A 15,848-nucleotide genomic window follows, 5' to 3' on the forward strand; every position below is an offset into this window, starting at 1 on the left:
TCCTTCAGCGCGTCGCGGGCCGCGCCGCCGTGGGCAGCGCCCCGCGCTGCGCATGCTGGCTCAGCCAGATGCTCGCGATCACGATGGCGATGCCCGCCACCTGCAGCGGCGACAGCCGCTGGCCCAGCAGCACCCAGCCGAGGATCACGGCCGTCACCGGGCTCAGGAAGGCCAGCGAGGCGATGGCGGCCGGCTCCAGCCGGGCCACGCCACGGAACCACAGGATGTAGGTCAGCGCGGCGCCCACCAGCCCGAGCCAGCCGAAGCCCAGCCAGTTGGTGGCCGTGAGCGGGGGCAGCGCCGGTTCGAGCCACAGCGCCACCGGCAGCAGCAGCAGGCCGCCCGCGGTGAGCTGCCAGGCGGTGAAGGTCAGCGCCGAGACCGGCGGCTGCCAGCGCCGCGCCAGCACGGTCCCGAAGGCCATCGACACCGCGCCCGCGAGCGCCGCCGCGATGCCCACCGCGTCGAGCCTGGCCTGCGGCGTGAGCACCAGCAGCGCCACGCCGCCGAAGCCCACCGCGGCCGCCACCACCGACAGCGCGCGCACCTGCGTGCCGAGCAGCGCGCTCGCGAGGAACACCACCATCAGCGGCTGCAGCGAGGTGATCGTGGCCGCCACCCCGCCCGGCAGCCGGTAGGCCGCGATGAACAGCATCGCCCACAGCAGCGAGAAATTGAGCGCGCCCAGCACCAGGATGCGGCCCCACCAGGCGCGCTCGGGCAGCTGCCGCACGATGGCCAGCAGCAGCAGGCCGGCGGGCAGGGCGCGCAGCATCGCGACCGTGAGCGGGTAGTTCGCGGGCAGCAGCTCGGTGGTGACGATGTAGGTGCTGCCCCAGATCGCGGGCGCGGCGGCGGTCAGCAGGATGTCGGCGCCCCGGGCGGGAGGGCGGGCGCTGCGGTCGGTGGTGTCGGTCATGGAAGCTTGAATCTATTCAATTGACCGCTGGTTGTGAATGTCTGAATAATGAATTGATTCATTACCAATGGTTGTGGATCATGGACCATCTCACCGCCCTCCAGGTCTTCCGCACCGCCGCCGCCAGCGGCAGCTTCGCGGGCGCGGCGCGCCAGCTCGGGCTGTCGGCCGCCGCGGTCAGCAAGAACATCGCCGAGCTCGAGGCGCACCTGAAGGTGCGGCTCATCAACCGCACCACGCGCAGCATGAGCCTCACCGAGGCCGGCGCCGCCTACCACCAGCGGCTCTCGCGCATCCTCGACGACCTGAGCGAGGCCGACGCCGCGCTCGCGCCGATGGGCAGCAGCCCGTCGGGCGTGCTGCGGGTCAGCGCGCCGCTGACCTTCGCGCTGACCTGCATCTCGCCCGGCATCCCGGCCTTCATGGACCGCCATCCGAACCTCAGGCTCGAGCTCGACCTGCAGGACGCGCGCACCGACCTGATCGGCGGCGGATACGACCTCGCGATCCGCGGCAGCGACCGGCTCGAGGATTCGAGCCTGGTGGCGCGCGAGCTCACGACCATGACCCACGTGCTGTGCGGCGCGCCGGCCTATTTCGCCGCCCGTGGCCGGCCCGCGCGGCCCGAGGACCTGAAGGCCTTCGACTGCGTGCAGTTCACGCTCTCGGGCCATGCCCACAAGTGGACCTTCCGGCGTGCCGGCCGCAGCGTGGCGGTGCCGGTCGACGGGCGCTACAAGGTCAGCTCCAGCCTCGCGGTGCGCGACGCGCTGCTCGCGGGCTTCGGCTTGAGCCTGATCCCGCGCATCTACGTCGCGCACGAGCTGGCCGCGGGCCGGCTCGAGGCGGTGCTCGAAGATTGGGAGGCCGACCGCACGCCGGTCTATGCCGTCTATCCCTCGCGTCACCTGGCCGCGAAGACGCGCGCCTTCGTCGACTTCCTGCTCGAGCGCTTCGCCTCGCGCTGACCGTTGAGCAGCCGGCCGATGGGCGTGCGGCGCGCCAGCAGTTCATAGCTCGCGAGCGCGACGAGCGAGGTGGCCGCGATGTTGAGGCCCATCTTCGCGAGCGCGCCCAGCGGCGCATGGAACAGCAGGACGCCGAAGCCGACGGTGCCGAGCATGTGGACCAGGTAGACCCAGTAGGAGCTGCGCGAGAGGTAGTCGAGCACGCCGTTGCGCCGCGGCAGCCAGCGCACGAAGGCGCCGATCAGCGCCAGGCTCCAGAGCCAGCCGGCGGTGCCGTAGGCGAAGGCGATCCAGAAGGCGGCATGCGGCAAGGGCGTCGTGCCGCGCGCGGCGCCCAGCAGCACGAGCGTCGCGCCGAAGAAGCCCAGGCCCGCGAGCGCCAGGCCCTGGCAGCGCGCGGCGAAGCGGGTGAGCAGGTCCTGCCGCCCGTGCAGGCACAGGCCGAACACGAAGAACAGGCCGCTGTGCACCCATTCGCCCCAGGGCGGCAGGAAGGAGCCGCTCTGCGGCGCCAGGCCCGTGGGATGGAAGGACCCGGCCACGGCCAGCGGCAGCGCCAGCACCAGGACGCCCCAGGGCTGGCGTGCCAGCAGCGCGAAGCCGCGCGAAAAGCCCGCGCGCAGCCGCGCCGGCACGAAGCGGCCCAGCTTCGCGCCGGCCCAGGCCAGCACGCAGAACCAGAACAGCTGGTAGATGAACCACAGGTGCAGCGTGTTGAACGGCGAGCCGCCCGGCGGGCGCGGCGGCGCCAGTGCCGCATCGAGTCCCGGCACGCCGCGCACCGTGAGGTGGATGTAGACCATCGCGAGCAGCGTGGTCAGCACGAACAGCGGCGGCCAGAACAGCGCGAAGGGCAGGGCGAGCCGCAGCGCGCGGTTGCGCAGCATGCCGCCGGCGCCGCGCCGCTCGATCAGCAGCGCGACGAAGAAACCCGCGAGGACGAAGAACACCGGCATGCGGAAGCCGTGGATGAACAGCAGCAGCAGGTCGGCGACGCGCGAGGTCTGCGGGTCGCGCCAGGGCAGCGGCGAGGCGACGGTGAGGTGGTTGAGGGCCACGTGGAGCACGATGCCCAGCCACATCATGAGGGCGCGCAGGTTGTCGAGCGCGTGCAGACGTTGCGGGGCGGAAGGAGGGGTGTTGGCGTTGTTCATGCGGCCACTGTTGGGCCTCACGCAACGTCAGGGTCAAGCGGGCGCGAAGAGGTTTTTCAGGCCGCGCGCAGCGTCGCCATGGCGCGCAGCAGCAGCTCGCGCACCGGCGGGGCGGTCACCGCCGCGGCCTGCAGCACGGGCTCGGTGGCCATGGCCTGCATCAGCCGGGCCGCGATGCCCGGGTCGTGGTCGCAGAAGGCATCGAACAGCGCGGCCCACTCGCGCGCGATCGCCTGCACGGCCGGATCGCCGGGCGTGGCGCCCTGGGCCTGCAGGGCCTCGAGTTCGCCCGAGAGCCGGCGCCAGGCCGCGTCGGGCGGCGTGCCCAGGCGCGCGAAGTCCTCGGCGTCGAGGTGGCGCAGCAGCGCGGCCATGCGCAGGCCGATGGCCTGCTCGATGTAGCCGATCAGCGCGGCCGAGGGACCGTCGTCGCGCCGCGCCACCGGCTCGCTGCGGTACATCTCGCCCCAGCGCTCGATCAGGTCGTAGTTGCCGTCCATCCACTGGCCCATCAGCGTCATCCAGCGCGCGGCCAGCGGCTGCAGCTCGAGCGCATCGGCCGGCACGCCGCGCGCCATGCGCTCGCTCACCTCGGCGATCAGCGGCGGCCACTGGTCGGCCACCGCCTTCCAGTTCGCCATCAGCGCGCGGATCTCCTCCGGGCTGAAGTAGCGGCCGTAGGTGCTCATCTGCTCGAGCGTCGCGAGCCAGTCGCCGGTGTCGGGCCGGCCGCCCTCGGCCAGCCGCTGTTCGAGCAGCGCGAGCCGCTCGCGCAGCGTGGTGGCCTGCGCGATCTGCCGGTCGAGCGCGGCGATCTGGCGCGCGACGATCGCGGGCAGCGATTCGCCGCCCGCGCCCAGCAGCCCGCCGATCTCGGCCAGCGGCAGCCCGAGCAGCCGCAGCGCCTGGATCGCGTGCAGCCGCGCGATGTCGTCGGGGCCGTAGAGCCGGTAGCCGGCCTCCGAGCGCGCCGACGGCGCGAGCAGGCCGATCGCGTCGTAGTGATGGAGCGTGCGCACCGTGAGCCCGGTGCGCCGCGCGAGTTCGCCGACCTGGAGCAGCATGGCGGCGGCGCCGGGGCTCAGTCCCCGGACGGCACCGGTTCGGGCCCGGGCCAGCCCAGCAGCTCGGCCAGCCGCTGCACCACCCAGTCGGCCTCGGCCGGCTGCAGGCCCGCCTCGGGCACGGCCAGGCCGGCACGGATGCGCGCCAGGATCTCGCTCTCGACCGGCACCTCGGTGTGGTGCTGGATCTGCGCATGGCCCACCAGATGGCTGGCCAGGTCCTCGCAGATCTCGTAGCGCTCGCGCACCACGCCGATGGGTTCGCGCAGCCGCTGCCGCGCGTCGGTGTAGACGGCGAAGAACGAGGGCGGGATCAGGATCTGGTTGTCGTCGGACATCGAAGGGTTATAGCCCCTGGCAGGGGCCCCTCAACGACGAAACGCGCCCGCGGGCGCGTTTGTCGGGGTTTCGCGCCACCGGCCCGGCGGGCCGTGGCGGCGAAGGCCGGATCAGCCGCCCTTCTTGGCGCGCTTGCCGGGGTTCTTCTTGCTGCGCGTCGCGGTGCCGCGCTCGAGGCTGACCTTCTGGCCGCCACCGTTGCGCGGCAGGGTGAAGCCGGGCAGGGGCACGGGCTTCGGGCTGGCGAGACGGTCGGCTTCGGTACGGATTTTCTTGGGCATGGAAAGCTCGGGTAAAAGTGAAGTTCGAAGGCGTAATTAGGCCACAGCGAGGATTTTGCATGCCAGAAAGCGCAATGGGGGGAGACATGGCCCGGCCGAGGTTCGTCACGGGCTCGCTGCTGCGGCATGTCTGCGTGATGGCGGGCACCGGCGCCATCGGCCTGATCGCGGTGTTCGCGGTCGACCTGATCAACCTGTTCTACATCTCGCTGCTCGGCGAGAAGGCCATCGCCGCGGCCGTGGGTTTCGCGGGCGTGGTCGGCTTCTTCCACACCTCGCTGTGCATCGGGCTGATGATCGGCATCGCGGCCGTGGTCTCGCGCACCGTGGGCGCGGGCCGCGCCCATGATGCGCGCCGCATCGCCACCGCGAGCCTGGTGCTGATGGCCGCGATCTCGCTGGTGGCCGGCAGCGGCACCGCCTTCTTCCTCGGCCCGGCCGTGCATGCGCTGGGCGCCGAGGGCGAGACCGCGCGCTTCGCGCAGCGCTACCTCGCGATCACGGTGCACACGATGCCGCTGCTCGGGATCGGCATGGCCTGCTCGGCGCTGCTGCGCGCGGTCGGCGACGCGCGGCGCGCCATGATGGTCACCCTGATCGGCGCCTTCGTCACCGCGGTGCTCGACCCGATCCTGATCTTCGGCTTCGGCATGGGGCTCGACGGCGCCGCCGTGAGCGCCGTGTTCTCGCGGCTGGCGCTGGCCGCGGTCGGGCTGCATGGCGTGGCGGTGCGGCACCGCATGCTGGGCCGCTTCGAGCCGAAGCAACTGGGCGCCGACGCCCGCGCGATGGCCGCGGTGGCCGGGCCGGCGGTGCTGACCAATCTCGCGACGCCGGTGAGCGCCGCCTTCGTCACCCACACCATCGCGCAGTTCGGGCCCGCGGCCGTGGCCGGCGCCGCCACCATCGACCGCGTGAGCCCGGTGGCCTTCGGGCTGGTCTATGCGCTGAGCGGCGCGGTCGGGCCGATCCTGGCGCAGAACCTCGGCGCCGGGCAGTACCGGCGCGTGCGCCAGGGGCTGCGCGACAGCCTGCTGGTCATGGGCGTGTCGGTGGCGGTGGCCTGGGCGGTGCTGGCGCTGGGGCAGGACGTCCTGATCCGCGCCTTCTCGGCCGACGGCATCTCGGCCGAGCTGATCGCGCTGTTCTGCAGCTGGCTCGCGGCCAGCTTCTTCTTCGCGGGCGGCCTGTTCGTGGCCAATGCCTCGTTCAACAACCTCGGCCATCCGCTGCTGTCGACGGTCTTCAACTGGGGCCGCGCGACCGTGGGCACGGTGCCCTTCGTCTGGTGGGGCGCGCAGTACGGTGCGGCCGGCGTGCTGATCGGGCAGGCGGTGGGCGCCTCGATCTTCGGCGTGCTCGCGGTGACGGTGGCGTTCCGGCTCGCGAACCGGCTGGCGCTGCGCGAGGATGTCGCGCCGCCGCCGCCCGAAGACGCGGTGCCGGTGCTCGATGCGCCGGTCGCGCCGACTTCGGCGGCCGGCGGTGCCGCGGCGCTCGCGGGCGACCTCAGAGATCCAGCAGCCGGACCTTGACGCTCTTGCCCTTGATGCGGCCGTCGTTGAGCTTGCGCGTCGCCTCGGCGGCGATGCCGCGCTCGACCGCGACGTAGGTCGAGTACTCGTTGACGTTGATCTTGCCGACCTGCTCCTTCGCATAGCCGCAGTCGCCGGTCAGCGCGCCCAGCACGTCGCCGGCGCGGATCTTCTCCTTGCGCCCGCCCACGATCTGCAGCGTGGCCATCGGCGGCGCGAGCGGCGCGCCCTTGCCGGGCGTGAGCTCGGCCAGTTCGTGCCATTCGGACTCGCGGCCCTGCAGCTGCTCGATCTTTCCGACGAAGCCCATCTCGTCCATGCTCGCGAGGTTCAGCGCCAGGCCTTCGGCGCCGCCCTGCTGGCCGACGCGGCCGGTGCGGCCGATGCGGTGTACGTGCACCTCGGCATCGGGCGTCACGTCGACGTTGATCACCGCCTCGAGCTGCGCGATGTCCAGGCCGCGCGCCGCCACGTCGGTGGCCACCAGCACTGAGCAGCTGCGGTTGGCGAACTGCACCAGCACCTGGTCGCGTTCGCGCTGCTCGAGTTCGCCGAACAGCGCGAGCGCGCTGAAGCCCTGTGCCTGCAGCACGTCGACCAGGTCGCGGCACTGCTGCTTGGTGTTGCAGAAGGCCAGCGTGCTGGCCGGGCGGAAGTGGTCGAGCAGCCGGCTCACCGTGTGCAGCCGTTCGCCGTCCTTGATCTGGTACCAGCGCTGGCGGATCGCGCTGCCCGTGTGCTGGGCCTGCACCGCGATCTGCTGCGGGTCCTTCATGAACTGCTGCGCGAGCTTGGCGATGCCCTCGGGGTAGGTGGCCGAGAACAGCAGCGTCTGGCGCTCCTTCGGGCACTGGCGCGCCACGGTCACGATGTCGTCGAAGAAGCCCATGTCGAGCATGCGGTCGGCCTCGTCGAGCACCAGCGTGTTGAGCGCGTCGAGCGTGAGGTTCTCGCGCTCGAGGTGGTCCATGATCCGCCCCGGCGTGCCCACCACCACGTGGGCGCCGTGCTCCAGGCTCGCGGTCTGCCCGCGCAGCGCGACGCCGCCGCACAGCGTGACCACCTTGATGTTCTCTTCCGCGCGCGCCAGCCGGCGGATCTCGGTCGTGACCTGGTCGGCCAGTTCGCGCGTGGGGCACAGCACCATCGCTTGCACCGCGAAGCGGCGCGGATTGAGGTTGGCCAGCAGCGCCAGCGCGAAGGCGGCGGTCTTGCCGCTGCCGGTCTTGGCCTGGGCGATCAGGTCCTTGCCGAGCAGCGCGCTCGGCAGGCTCGCGGCCTGGATCGGCGTCATGCGCGCGTAGCCGAGCTGCGCGAGGTTGGCCAGCATCTGCGGCGCGAGCGACAGGGTGGCGAAATCGTCGGGGGAGGTGGTGGTCATGGCGTGGCCGCCAGCAAGCCCGGCGGAGGCGTGAGAGACGGTGGAAAGACGTGGGGAGGAAAAAAATCAGGGCCTTGCAGCCCGCCGCCGGGGCGACAGTGCTGCAAGGCCCTCGGGGGCTGCGACGGTCGGCGCGTGCCGCTCGTTCAGCGGCGCTGGGCGCCGTTGTTGCCGCCGGGACCCGACGGCGGAGGACCGCGGCGTTCCAGGTGACGGAACGTGATGCGGCCCTTGGTCAGGTCGTAGGGCGAGAGTTCCAGCGACACCTTGTCGCCCGCCAGGATGCGGATGTGGTGCTTGCGCATCTTGCCGCCGCTGTAGGCGATCAGCTGGTGACCGTTGTCGAGCGTGACGCGGTAGCGCGAATCGGGCAGGACTTCGGTCACTGCGCCGTTCATTTCGATCAGTTCTTCCTTCGGCATGCTTTACCTCGAATCTTCGTTGTCTGTTGGATATGAATGAAATCCGTCGTGTTTGGTTTCAGGCGCGACGGCCGGCCGACACACACGGCGCAGCGGGGACGCGCTCTGCTCGCTTCAACATGAACGAAGACCGTGGTGGCAATCATGGGCGCCGGAACTGGCGCTCCAACACACGGCAAGAACCGGCGTGCCTGGCGGGGGAGGTGCGGAACCCGGGGATTTCAAATCGGGTTCAGGGGGCCTCGGTGCCAATCGGCCAACCGGTGGGGTGACGAGAAAAGACTTCGTCGTAGTATCGAAACGAACCCGGCATTGTAACCGGACTGGCATGACTGTTGCTCAGGTTTCGGCCGGGACTGGCGCGAACGCGCGACAAATCGGCCGATATTGCTATCAAAAAAGTAGCTGAAAGCCCTCAGGCCGCCGCGGGCTCCCCGACCCGCGCGACCGCGCCGCCGCCGTGCCGGCGGCCATGGGCCAGCAGCAGCACGCCGGCCAGCTGGCAGGCCGCGCCCACCCAGCCGACGGCGCTCACGCCGAACCACGCGATCGCCACGCCGCCGAATAGCGAGCCGGCCGCGATCCCGAGGTAGATCGCCGAGGCGTTGAGCGACAGCGTCATCGGCGCGCGCTCGGGCGCCAGCCGGATCAGCCGCACCGCCTGCGCCGGCCCGAAGCCCCAGCCCGCGAAACCCCACAGCGCCGCCAGGCCCACCACGGTCGGCAGCGCCAGGCCGCCGGGCAGCGCCTGGGCCGCGAGCGACAGCCCGCCGAGGACCGCCACCAGCAGCAGCGCGAAGCCGCGCGCCACCCGGTCGGCGCCGAAGCGGTCGGTGGCCCAGCCGCCGGCCGCGGTGCCGAGCGCCGCCGCCACGCCGATGGCGACGAACACCGCGCCGATGCCTTCGGGGCCGATGCCCACCGTGCGCGAGAGGAACAGCGCGATGTAGGTGTAGAAGCTGAAGCCGCCCGTGGTCCAGAGCACGCTGACGCCGAGCCCGGCCAGCACGCCCGGCGCGCGCAGCACGGCGAAGGCCGCGCCGCCCGATGCGGCGGGCGCCGCCGCCGCGAGCCGGCGCGGCAGCCCGGCCGCCAGTCCCACGGTCGCGACCAGGCCCAGCGCGGCGATCAGCAGGTAGGCCGTGCGCCAGCCGCCCCAGCCCGCGATCCAGGCGCCCAGCGGCACACCGAGCGCCACCGCCAGCGTGCCGCCGCCGGTCACGATCGCCAGCGCCCGGCCGCGCAGCGCGGGCGACACCAGCGAGGCCGCCACCGCGCTCGCCGTCGGCACGAACACGCCCGCCACCAGGCCCAGCGCCAGCCGCGCCAGCGCGAGCTGGCCGAAGCCCTGCGCCATCGACGCCAGCAGCGTGAGGCCGCTGAAGGCCGCCAGGCTCGCGACCAGCAGCGGCCGACGGCCGAAGCGCGCGCAGGCCGCGGCCATCAGCGGCGAGCCGATCGCATAGCTGAGCGCGAACAGCAGCACGAGCTGGCCCGCGTGCGTGGGGCTGATCCGCAGGTCGGCCGCGAGCACCGGCAGCAGGCCCGCGACGATGAAGCTCTCGGTGCCGATCGCGAAGGCGCCGAGCGCGAGCCAGGTGAGGCTGAGCGGCAGGCGCTCGGGCGCGGTGGAAGAAGAGGGGGCGTGGTGCATGGCGTTTCTCCGTCGAGCATTCGATGGGGTCCAGCGTAGGCTTGCGATTGGTTCCTCAAAAGAACCACAATCGGCCAATTCCATGGAGCCACTTTTCGAGCTGTCCCTGCAGCTGCCCGCGGCCGGCTCGCGCGAACTGCTGCGCGAGCTGCACCGGCAACTGCATGCCGCCATCCTCGACGGCCGGCTGCGGCCCGGCGCCCGCCTGCCCGCCACGCGCGCGCTCGCGCAGCGCCTGGGCGTGTCGCGCAACACCATGCTGGCGGCCTACGACCTGCTGCTCAGCGAGGGCTACCTGGTCGCCCGCCCCGGGGCCGGCACCTACGTGGCCGACACCCTGCCAGCCTCGCGCCGCGGCCGGTCGCCACGCACCGCCGCGCTCACCGAGGCCGGCACGCCCCGCCGCGATCCCCGCCTGGCCCCGCCGCGCGTGCCCGGCGCCGACCTGCCGCCCACGCTGCAGCAGCGCCCGGCGCGCGACGATTTCCGCGTCGGCCTGCCCGATGCGAGCGCGCTGCCCTTCGACATCTGGCGCCGGCTGTCCGACCGCGCGCTGCGCCGCATCGCGCGCGGCGGCGGCGAAGCGGCGCAGTACGCCGACCCGCGCGGCCAGCCGGCGTTGCGCGAGGCGATCGCGCGCCACGTGTCCTTCACGCGCGCGGTCGGTTGCAGTGCCGACGACATCGTCGTCACCGCCGGCGCGCAGCAGGCCTTCGGGCTGCTCGCGCGCATCCTCGTCGTGCCGGGGCGCACGGTGGTGGCGGTCGAGCAGCTGTCCTATCCCTCGCTGCGCGAGGCCCTGGCGGCCGCCGGCGCGAAGGTGGTGCCCGTGCCCACCGACGCCGAGGGCCTGTGCGTCGACCGGCTGCCGGCCGAGACGCGCGTGGTCTGCGTGACGCCCTCGCACCAGTTCCCCACCGGCGTCGCCATGTCGACGCCGCGACGCGCCGCGCTGCTGGCCTTCGCACGCGAGCGCCATGCGGTGGTGATCGAGGACGACTACGACAGCGAATTCCGCTTCGCCGGCCGCCCGCTCGACGCGCTGCAGACGCTGGACCGCGCCGACTCGGTCTGCTACGTGGGCACCTTCTCGAAGAGCCTCTTTCCCGCGCTGCGCCTGGGCTTCGTGGTGGCGCCGCCGTGGGCCCGCGCGGCGCTGGTGCGCATGCGCGAGCTGGCCGACTGGCACAGCCCGGTGCTGGGCCAGGACGCGCTGGCCGATTTCATCGCCGAAGGCCACCTGGCGCGCCACATCCGCAGGATGCGCAAGGTCTACGGCGAGCGCCGCCGCGCGCTGCTCGAGGCCCTGGTGCGCCATGGCGCGGACCTGTTCGAGGCCATTCCCTCGCAGGCCGGCCTGCATCTGTCGGCCCGGCTGCATGCGCCGCTGCGCGCCGACCTGCTGGCCCGGCGCGCGGCCGAGGCCGGCATCACGCTGGCGCCGCTGTCGCGCTATGCGCTCGATCCGAACGCGGCCGATGTGCCCGAAGGCCTGGCCTTCGGCTATGGGCTGATCGAGGCCGCGCGCATCGACGACGCGATCCGGCGCGTGGCGCAGCTCGCGCGCGCCGGCTGACGCAGCCTCCCGTGCAGGCGGTCGAGCGCAGCCACGGGAGCCGACGGCCTACACCGCGCGCTGGGGGCGCCACGCTCAATGGTCCGACCCAGGATGCCAAAGGAGCCTCGACCATGAACGACACCGCCACGCATGCCCGCACTCCGGTGCGCTTCGATCCCTCCGTCGAGACCGAGCGCGAGGACGAGGCCCAGACCCAGATCGAGCTGGTCGCCACCTTGCGCGAGATGGCGCAGACCATGGCCGAGCACACCGGTCATGCCATGCGCGCCGTGCACGCCAAGAGCCACGGCCTGCTGCATGCCGAACTCGTCGTGCCCGAGGGCCTGCCGCCCGAGTACGCACAGGGCCTGTTCGCCACGCCGGGGCGCCATCGCACGGCGATGCGGCTGTCGACGCCGCCGGCCGAGGTGCTCGACGACCGCATCTCGCTGCCGCGCGGCATGGCGCTCAAGGTGTTCGACGTCGAGGGCGAGCGCGTCGAGGGCTCCGAGGACCACACCACGCAGGACTTCCTGTTCGTCGACGGCCCGGTGTTCGTCGCGCCCGACGCCCGCGGCTTCCTGCGCAGCCTCAAGCTGCTCGCGGCCACCACCGACCGCGCGCCGACTGGCAAGCTGCTGCTGTCGGGCGTGCTGCAGAGCATCGAGAAGCTGATCGAGGTGGCGGGCGGCTCGAGCGCGAAGCTGGTCGCGCTGGGCGCGCATCCGCTGACCCATCCGCTGGGCGCCACCTTCTTCACCCAGGTGCCGATCCGCTTCGGCGATCACATCGCCAAGCTGCAGCTCGCGCCGGTGTCCGATGCACTCGTCGCGCTCGAGAAGGTAGAGCTGCATCTGGACGGCAAGCCCGACGGCACGCGCGAGGCGGTGATGGACTTCCTGCGCACGCATGGCGGCGAGTGGGAGCTGCGGGCCCAGCTGTGCGTCGACCTCGAGCGCATGCCGGTCGAGGACGCCTCGGTCGAATGGCCGCAGGAACTCAGTCCCTTCGTGACGGTCGCGCGCGTGCTGGCGCCGCCGCAAGCGGGCTGGAGCGAGGAACTGTCGCGCGAGATGGACGACGGCATGGCCTTCAGCCCCTGGCAGGCGCTCGCGGCGCACCGGCCCCTGGGCGGCGTGATGCGCGCGCGCAAGGCAGCCTATGCGGCCTCGTCGGAGTTCCGCAGCGAGCGCAACGGCTGCCCGCTGCACCGCTGAGCGGCCGCGTCAGTCGAGGCCGAGCACGCGCCGGTTGGCCGCCACGTCGACGCCGCCGGCCGCGAAGTCGTCGAAGGCCCGGTCGGCCACGCGGATGATGTGGTCGGCGATGAACTTCGCGCCCTCGCGCGCGCCGTCCTCGGGATGCTTGATGCAGCACTCCCACTCGAGCACTGCCCAGCCCGGGAAGTCGTACTGCGCCATCTTCGAGAAGATGGCCTTGAAGTCGACCTGCCCGTCGCCCAGCGAGCGGAAGCGCCCGGCGCGGTCGATCCATTTCTGGAAGCCGCCGTACACGCCCTGCTTGCCGGTCGGGTTGAACTCGGCGTCCTTCACGTGAAAGATCTTGATGCGCTCGTGGAAGTGGTCGATGTAGGCCAGGTAGTCGAGCTGCTGCAGCACGAAGTGGCTCGGGTCGTAGAGCAGGCAGGCGCGCGGATGGTTGTTCACGCGCTCGAGGAACATCTCGTAGCTCACGCCGTCGTGCAGGTCCTCGCCCGGATGGATCTCGTAGCCCACGTCCACGCCCGCGGCGTCGAAGGCATCGAGGATCGGGCGCCAGCGGCGCGCGAGCTCGTCGAAGGCCTCCTCGATCAGTCCCGGCGGGCGCGGCGGCCACGAGTACAGGTAGGGCCAGGCCAGCGCGCCCGAGAAGGTCGCGTGCGCCGTGAGGCCGAGGTTGGCCGAGGCCTTCGCCGCGTAGTGCAGCTGCTGCACCGCCCATTGCTGGCGCGCCGCCGGATTGCCGCGCACCTCGGGCGCCGCGAAGCCGTCGAAGCCCGCGTCGTAGGCCGGGTGCACCGCGACGAGCTGGCCCTGCAGATGGGTCGAGAGCTCGGTGATCGAGAGGCCGTGCGCGGCGAGCGTGCCCTGGATCTCCTGGCAGTAGGTCCTGCTCTCGGCGGCCTTCTTGAGGTCGATCAGCCGCGCGTCCCAGCTCGGGATCTGCACGCCCTTGTAGCCCAGGCCCGCAGCCCAGCCGGCGATCGCGTCGAGCGAGTTGAAGGGCGCGGTATCGCCCGCGAACTGGGCCAGGAAGATGGCGGGCCCCTTGATCGTCTGCATGCGGTGTCTCCTTGTGGGCTCGACAGGATACTTCGCGGGTTCGGCTGACACACGACCGAAGTTCGGTGGGCGCAGAATGAATTTCGCTCACAGGGAACCCAACGAGATGCCCCAGCCCGTCTCCGCCCGACTCAAGATCGGTTTGTCCGCCTGCTTCTCGCACGCCGATCCGGCGCGCTCGCTGTTCACCAACAAGACCCTGCAGTACGTCGAGCAGTCGATCGCCCACTGGCTGATGTCGGCCGGCGCGATGGTGGTGATGGTGCCCTGCCCCACGGGCGAGACCGCGCGCGGCGACACCAAGCTGTCGCACTACGCCGAGTGGCTCGACGGCGTGGTGATGCACGGCGGGGCCGACGTCTGGCCCGGCAGCTACGGCGAGGTGCCGCTCAAGGACGCCTGGATCGGCGACCGCATCCGCGACCTCTACGACCTCGCGCTGGTCGAGGCCTTCGAGCAGGCCGGCAAGCCGATCTTCGGCGTGTGCCGCGGGCTGCAGCTCATCAACGTGGCCTTCGGCGGCACGCTCTACCAGGACATCGAGGAGCAGCACGGCCATCCCGAGACGCTGCGCCACCGCGACCCGGTGACCTACGACCAGAACTTCCACCAGATCGGGATCGTGCCGGGCACGCGGCTCGCGAAGCTCTATCCCGAGGTGCAGACCGCGCGCGTCAACAGCATCCACCACCAGGGCGTGAAGGACCTCGCGCCCGGTTTCGAGGTCGAGGCCTGGAGCCTGCCCGACCGGGTGGCCGAGGCGATCCGTCGCCGGCCCGAACGCGGCCGCAGCTACATCGCTGCCACGCAGTGGCACCCCGAATTCCACAAGTACGGCAGCACCGAGACCGTGGACGACACGCCGATCCTGCACGACTTCCTGTGGGCCTGCGCCACCGCCAAGGTGGCGCCGAAGACCACGCTGCGCGGCGCGCCCGGCAAGATCCGCGACCGCGCGGCGCGCGTGCTGCAGCAGGCGCTGCTGCGGCGGCGCCGCTGAGCGCCGCGCCGGTTCAGCGGCGCTCGGACTTGGTCGAGTAGCCGCTGACGCCGGCGTCGACGGTGCCGAACACCGTCACGCCGCTGCCCGAGGAGGCGGTGCTGCCGGCATCGGCGGTGCGCGAGGACGAGGCACAGCCCGCGAGCGAGAAGCCCATGGCAAGGGCGAAGGCGGTGGCAATCAATGACTTCATGGAATCTGTCCCCAGGGGTGGATCGAACGACTATAGGCCGCGCGTCATGGCGCGCATGTAACAAGACCCCGCGCGCGGGGTCTTGTCGTTGGTGCCGCCGCGGCACGCCGGGTTCCCGTCGCGCGCGATCTTGAAGAAAAACTGCAAGCCGCTTCGCTCGCCGGGCGGCTTATCAAAGGCGGAAGCCGGGCGCACATTCAGGGCACACAACACCCAGAGGACACCGCCATGACATCCGCTCCCGCTTCTTCTTCACCGCAGCGCACCTGGTTCATCACCGGCGTGAGCACCGGCTTCGGCCGCGCGCTCGCGCAGGAGGCGCTGGCCGCCGGCCACCGCGTGGTCGGCACCCTGCGCGACGAGGCCGCGCGCGCCGCCTTCGACGCGCTGCAACCCGGCCGCGCCTTCGGCCGCCTGCTCGACGTGACGCGCCACGACGATGTCGAGCGCGTGGTGGCCGAGGTCGAGGCCGGCATCGGCGCCATCGACGTGCTGGTCAACAACGCCGGCTACGGCCACGAAGGCACGCTCGAGGAATCCTCGCTCGACGAGGTGCGCCGGCAGTTCGAGGTCAACGTGTTCGGCGCGGTGGCCGTCGCCAAGGCCGTGCTGCCCTTCATGCGCGCGCGCCGCCGCGGCCACATCCTCAACATCACCTCGATGGGCGGCATCGTCACCTTCCCGGGGCTCGGCATCTACCACGGCAGCAAGTTCGCGCTCGAGGGCCTGTCGGAGGCGCTCGGCAAGGAAGTGGCGAGCTTCGGTATCCGCGTCACGGCCGTGGAGCCGGGCGGCTTTCGCACCGACTGGGCCGGTCGCTCGATGGTGCGCGCGCCGCAGAGCATCGCCGACTACGCACCGGTGCTGGGCCCGGTGCGCGAGGCGCGGCTGGCGCGCAGCGGCAGGCAGGCGGGCGATCCGGTGAAGGCCGCGCGCGCCATGCTGCGCATCGTCGAAGCGCCGACGCCGCCCGCGCATCTGCTGCTGGGCAGCGATGCGGTGAAGGCGGTGCGCGAGAAGCTGGCCGCACTGCAGGAGGAACTGAGCGCGTGGGAATCGCTGTCGCTGTCGACCGACTTCACGCCGGCCTGACGCAAC

Annotated in this window: 16 protein-coding genes; 6 read left to right on the forward strand and 10 right to left on the reverse strand. The window is 71.9% G+C overall.

What is annotated here, in order from left to right:
* Positions 1–4 precede the first annotated feature (4 nt).
* The gene (locus AC07RM_RS11195) at positions 5–919 is read right to left on the reverse strand and encodes an EamA family transporter (protein WP_495334480.1); all 915 of its coding nucleotides are present in this window, start codon (positions 917–919) and stop codon (positions 5–7) included.
* Between the two features lie 80 nt (positions 920–999).
* Between AC07RM_RS11195 and AC07RM_RS11200 the strand changes: the two genes are divergently transcribed.
* Positions 1,000–1,887: a LysR family transcriptional regulator gene (locus AC07RM_RS11200; protein ID WP_495334481.1), complete on the forward strand. Its 888-nt coding sequence runs from the start codon at positions 1,000–1,002 to the stop codon at positions 1,885–1,887.
* Here AC07RM_RS11200 and AC07RM_RS11205 read toward each other — a convergent pair.
* The 4 genes from AC07RM_RS11205 to AC07RM_RS11220 form a co-directional block, all read right to left on the reverse strand.
* A complete protein-coding gene (locus tag AC07RM_RS11205; RefSeq protein ID WP_495334482.1) occupies positions 1,824–3,041 on the reverse strand; it encodes an acyltransferase family protein in 1,218 nt (405 codons plus the stop codon). The genes AC07RM_RS11200 and AC07RM_RS11205 overlap by 64 nt on opposite strands.
* 56 nt (positions 3,042–3,097) lie before the next feature.
* On the reverse strand, positions 3,098–4,105 hold the full coding sequence (locus AC07RM_RS11210; protein WP_495334483.1) for a MerR family transcriptional regulator: 1,008 nt from the start codon (positions 4,103–4,105) through the stop codon (positions 3,098–3,100).
* Positions 4,106–4,122: 17 nt separating this feature from the next.
* Positions 4,123–4,443, reverse strand: a complete 321-nt coding sequence (locus tag AC07RM_RS11215; RefSeq protein WP_093351565.1) for a hypothetical protein — start codon at positions 4,441–4,443, stop codon at positions 4,123–4,125.
* Positions 4,444–4,554: 111 nt separating this feature from the next.
* The gene (locus AC07RM_RS11220; RefSeq protein WP_172705803.1) at positions 4,555–4,725 is read right to left on the reverse strand and encodes a hypothetical protein; all 171 of its coding nucleotides are present in this window, start codon (positions 4,723–4,725) and stop codon (positions 4,555–4,557) included.
* A gap of 86 nt (positions 4,726–4,811) precedes the next feature.
* Here AC07RM_RS11220 and AC07RM_RS11225 point away from each other — a divergent pair, with 86 nt between their 5' ends.
* Entirely contained in the window at positions 4,812–6,260 is a 1,449-nt protein-coding gene (locus AC07RM_RS11225) for an MATE family efflux transporter (RefSeq protein ID WP_495334484.1), read from the forward strand.
* On the opposite strand, the gene dbpA is transcribed toward AC07RM_RS11225, so the two are convergent.
* The 3 genes from dbpA to AC07RM_RS11240 all read right to left on the reverse strand — a co-directional run bounded on the left by dbpA (position 6,235) and on the right by AC07RM_RS11240 (position 9,717).
* The gene (gene dbpA / locus AC07RM_RS11230) at positions 6,235–7,641 is read right to left on the reverse strand and encodes an ATP-dependent RNA helicase DbpA (RefSeq protein ID WP_296774814.1); all 1,407 of its coding nucleotides are present in this window, start codon (positions 7,639–7,641) and stop codon (positions 6,235–6,237) included. The two genes, AC07RM_RS11225 and dbpA, sit on opposite strands and share 26 nt — an antisense overlap.
* 146 nt (positions 7,642–7,787) lie before the next feature.
* On the reverse strand, positions 7,788–8,063 hold the full coding sequence (gene infA, locus AC07RM_RS11235; protein WP_093351558.1) for a translation initiation factor IF-1: 276 nt from the start codon (positions 8,061–8,063) through the stop codon (positions 7,788–7,790).
* 415 nt (positions 8,064–8,478) lie between these two features.
* Positions 8,479–9,717 (reverse strand): MFS transporter, encoded by a 1,239-nt coding sequence (locus AC07RM_RS11240; RefSeq protein ID WP_495334485.1) that lies wholly within the window; start codon positions 9,715–9,717, stop codon positions 8,479–8,481.
* An 82-nt stretch (positions 9,718–9,799) separates the two neighbouring features.
* Here AC07RM_RS11240 and pdxR point away from each other — a divergent pair, with 82 nt between their 5' ends.
* Positions 9,800–11,293 (forward strand): MocR-like pyridoxine biosynthesis transcription factor PdxR, encoded by a 1,494-nt coding sequence (gene pdxR, locus AC07RM_RS11245; protein ID WP_495334486.1) that lies wholly within the window; start codon positions 9,800–9,802, stop codon positions 11,291–11,293.
* A gap of 113 nt (positions 11,294–11,406) precedes the next feature.
* The gene (locus AC07RM_RS11250) at positions 11,407–12,492 is read left to right on the forward strand and encodes a catalase family protein (protein ID WP_495334487.1); all 1,086 of its coding nucleotides are present in this window, start codon (positions 11,407–11,409) and stop codon (positions 12,490–12,492) included.
* Between the two features lie 9 nt (positions 12,493–12,501).
* Here the strand turns inward: AC07RM_RS11250 and AC07RM_RS11255 are convergent, their stop codons facing one another.
* On the reverse strand, positions 12,502–13,557 hold the full coding sequence (locus AC07RM_RS11255) for a sugar phosphate isomerase/epimerase family protein (RefSeq protein ID WP_495334488.1): 1,056 nt from the start codon (positions 13,555–13,557) through the stop codon (positions 12,502–12,504).
* Positions 13,558–13,663: 106 nt separating this feature from the next.
* Between AC07RM_RS11255 and AC07RM_RS11260 the strand changes: the two genes are divergently transcribed.
* Positions 13,664–14,557: a gamma-glutamyl-gamma-aminobutyrate hydrolase family protein gene (locus AC07RM_RS11260; RefSeq protein WP_093351544.1), complete on the forward strand. Its 894-nt coding sequence runs from the start codon at positions 13,664–13,666 to the stop codon at positions 14,555–14,557.
* A gap of 13 nt (positions 14,558–14,570) precedes the next feature.
* Here AC07RM_RS11260 and AC07RM_RS11265 read toward each other — a convergent pair whose 3' ends face one another.
* Positions 14,571–14,750, reverse strand: coding sequence for a hypothetical protein (locus tag AC07RM_RS11265; protein ID WP_093351542.1), 180 nt, complete (start codon positions 14,748–14,750; stop codon positions 14,571–14,573).
* Positions 14,751–14,978: 228 nt separating this feature from the next.
* Between AC07RM_RS11265 and AC07RM_RS11270 the strand changes: the two genes are divergently transcribed.
* Positions 14,979–15,842 carry an oxidoreductase gene (locus AC07RM_RS11270; RefSeq protein ID WP_495334489.1) on the forward strand — a complete coding sequence of 288 codons (864 nt, stop codon included), beginning with the start codon at positions 14,979–14,981 and terminating at the stop codon, positions 15,840–15,842.
* Positions 15,843–15,848 lie beyond the last annotated feature (6 nt).

It is taken from the genome of Variovorax sp. GW821-FHT09B05, assembly GCF_059418265.1.

Coding starts and splice junctions, on each gene's coding strand:
- AC07RM_RS11210 (WP_495334483.1), bottom strand. CDS start 4,105: ATGCTGCTCCAGGTCGGCGAACTCGCGCGGCGCACCGGGCTCACGGTG.
- AC07RM_RS11270 (WP_495334489.1), top strand. CDS start 14,979: ATGACATCCGCTCCCGCTTCTTCTTCACCGCAGCGCACCTGGTTCATC.
- infA (WP_093351558.1), bottom strand. CDS start 8,063: ATGCCGAAGGAAGAACTGATCGAAATGAACGGCGCAGTGACCGAAGTC.
- AC07RM_RS11225 (WP_495334484.1), top strand. CDS start 4,812: ATGGCCCGGCCGAGGTTCGTCACGGGCTCGCTGCTGCGGCATGTCTGC.
- AC07RM_RS11255 (WP_495334488.1), bottom strand. CDS start 13,557: ATGCAGACGATCAAGGGGCCCGCCATCTTCCTGGCCCAGTTCGCGGGC.
- AC07RM_RS11265 (WP_093351542.1), bottom strand. CDS start 14,750: ATGAAGTCATTGATTGCCACCGCCTTCGCCCTTGCCATGGGCTTCTCG.
- dbpA (WP_296774814.1), bottom strand. CDS start 7,641: ATGACCACCACCTCCCCCGACGATTTCGCCACCCTGTCGCTCGCGCCG.
- AC07RM_RS11250 (WP_495334487.1), top strand. CDS start 11,407: ATGAACGACACCGCCACGCATGCCCGCACTCCGGTGCGCTTCGATCCC.
- AC07RM_RS11195 (WP_495334480.1), bottom strand. CDS start 919: ATGACCGACACCACCGACCGCAGCGCCCGCCCTCCCGCCCGGGGCGCC.
- AC07RM_RS11205 (WP_495334482.1), bottom strand. CDS start 3,041: ATGAACAACGCCAACACCCCTCCTTCCGCCCCGCAACGTCTGCACGCG.
- AC07RM_RS11200 (WP_495334481.1), top strand. CDS start 1,000: ATGGACCATCTCACCGCCCTCCAGGTCTTCCGCACCGCCGCCGCCAGC.
- AC07RM_RS11240 (WP_495334485.1), bottom strand. CDS start 9,717: ATGCACCACGCCCCCTCTTCTTCCACCGCGCCCGAGCGCCTGCCGCTC.
- AC07RM_RS11220 (WP_172705803.1), bottom strand. CDS start 4,725: ATGCCCAAGAAAATCCGTACCGAAGCCGACCGTCTCGCCAGCCCGAAG.
- AC07RM_RS11260 (WP_093351544.1), top strand. CDS start 13,664: ATGCCCCAGCCCGTCTCCGCCCGACTCAAGATCGGTTTGTCCGCCTGC.
- pdxR (WP_495334486.1), top strand. CDS start 9,800: ATGGAGCCACTTTTCGAGCTGTCCCTGCAGCTGCCCGCGGCCGGCTCG.
- AC07RM_RS11215 (WP_093351565.1), bottom strand. CDS start 4,443: ATGTCCGACGACAACCAGATCCTGATCCCGCCCTCGTTCTTCGCCGTC.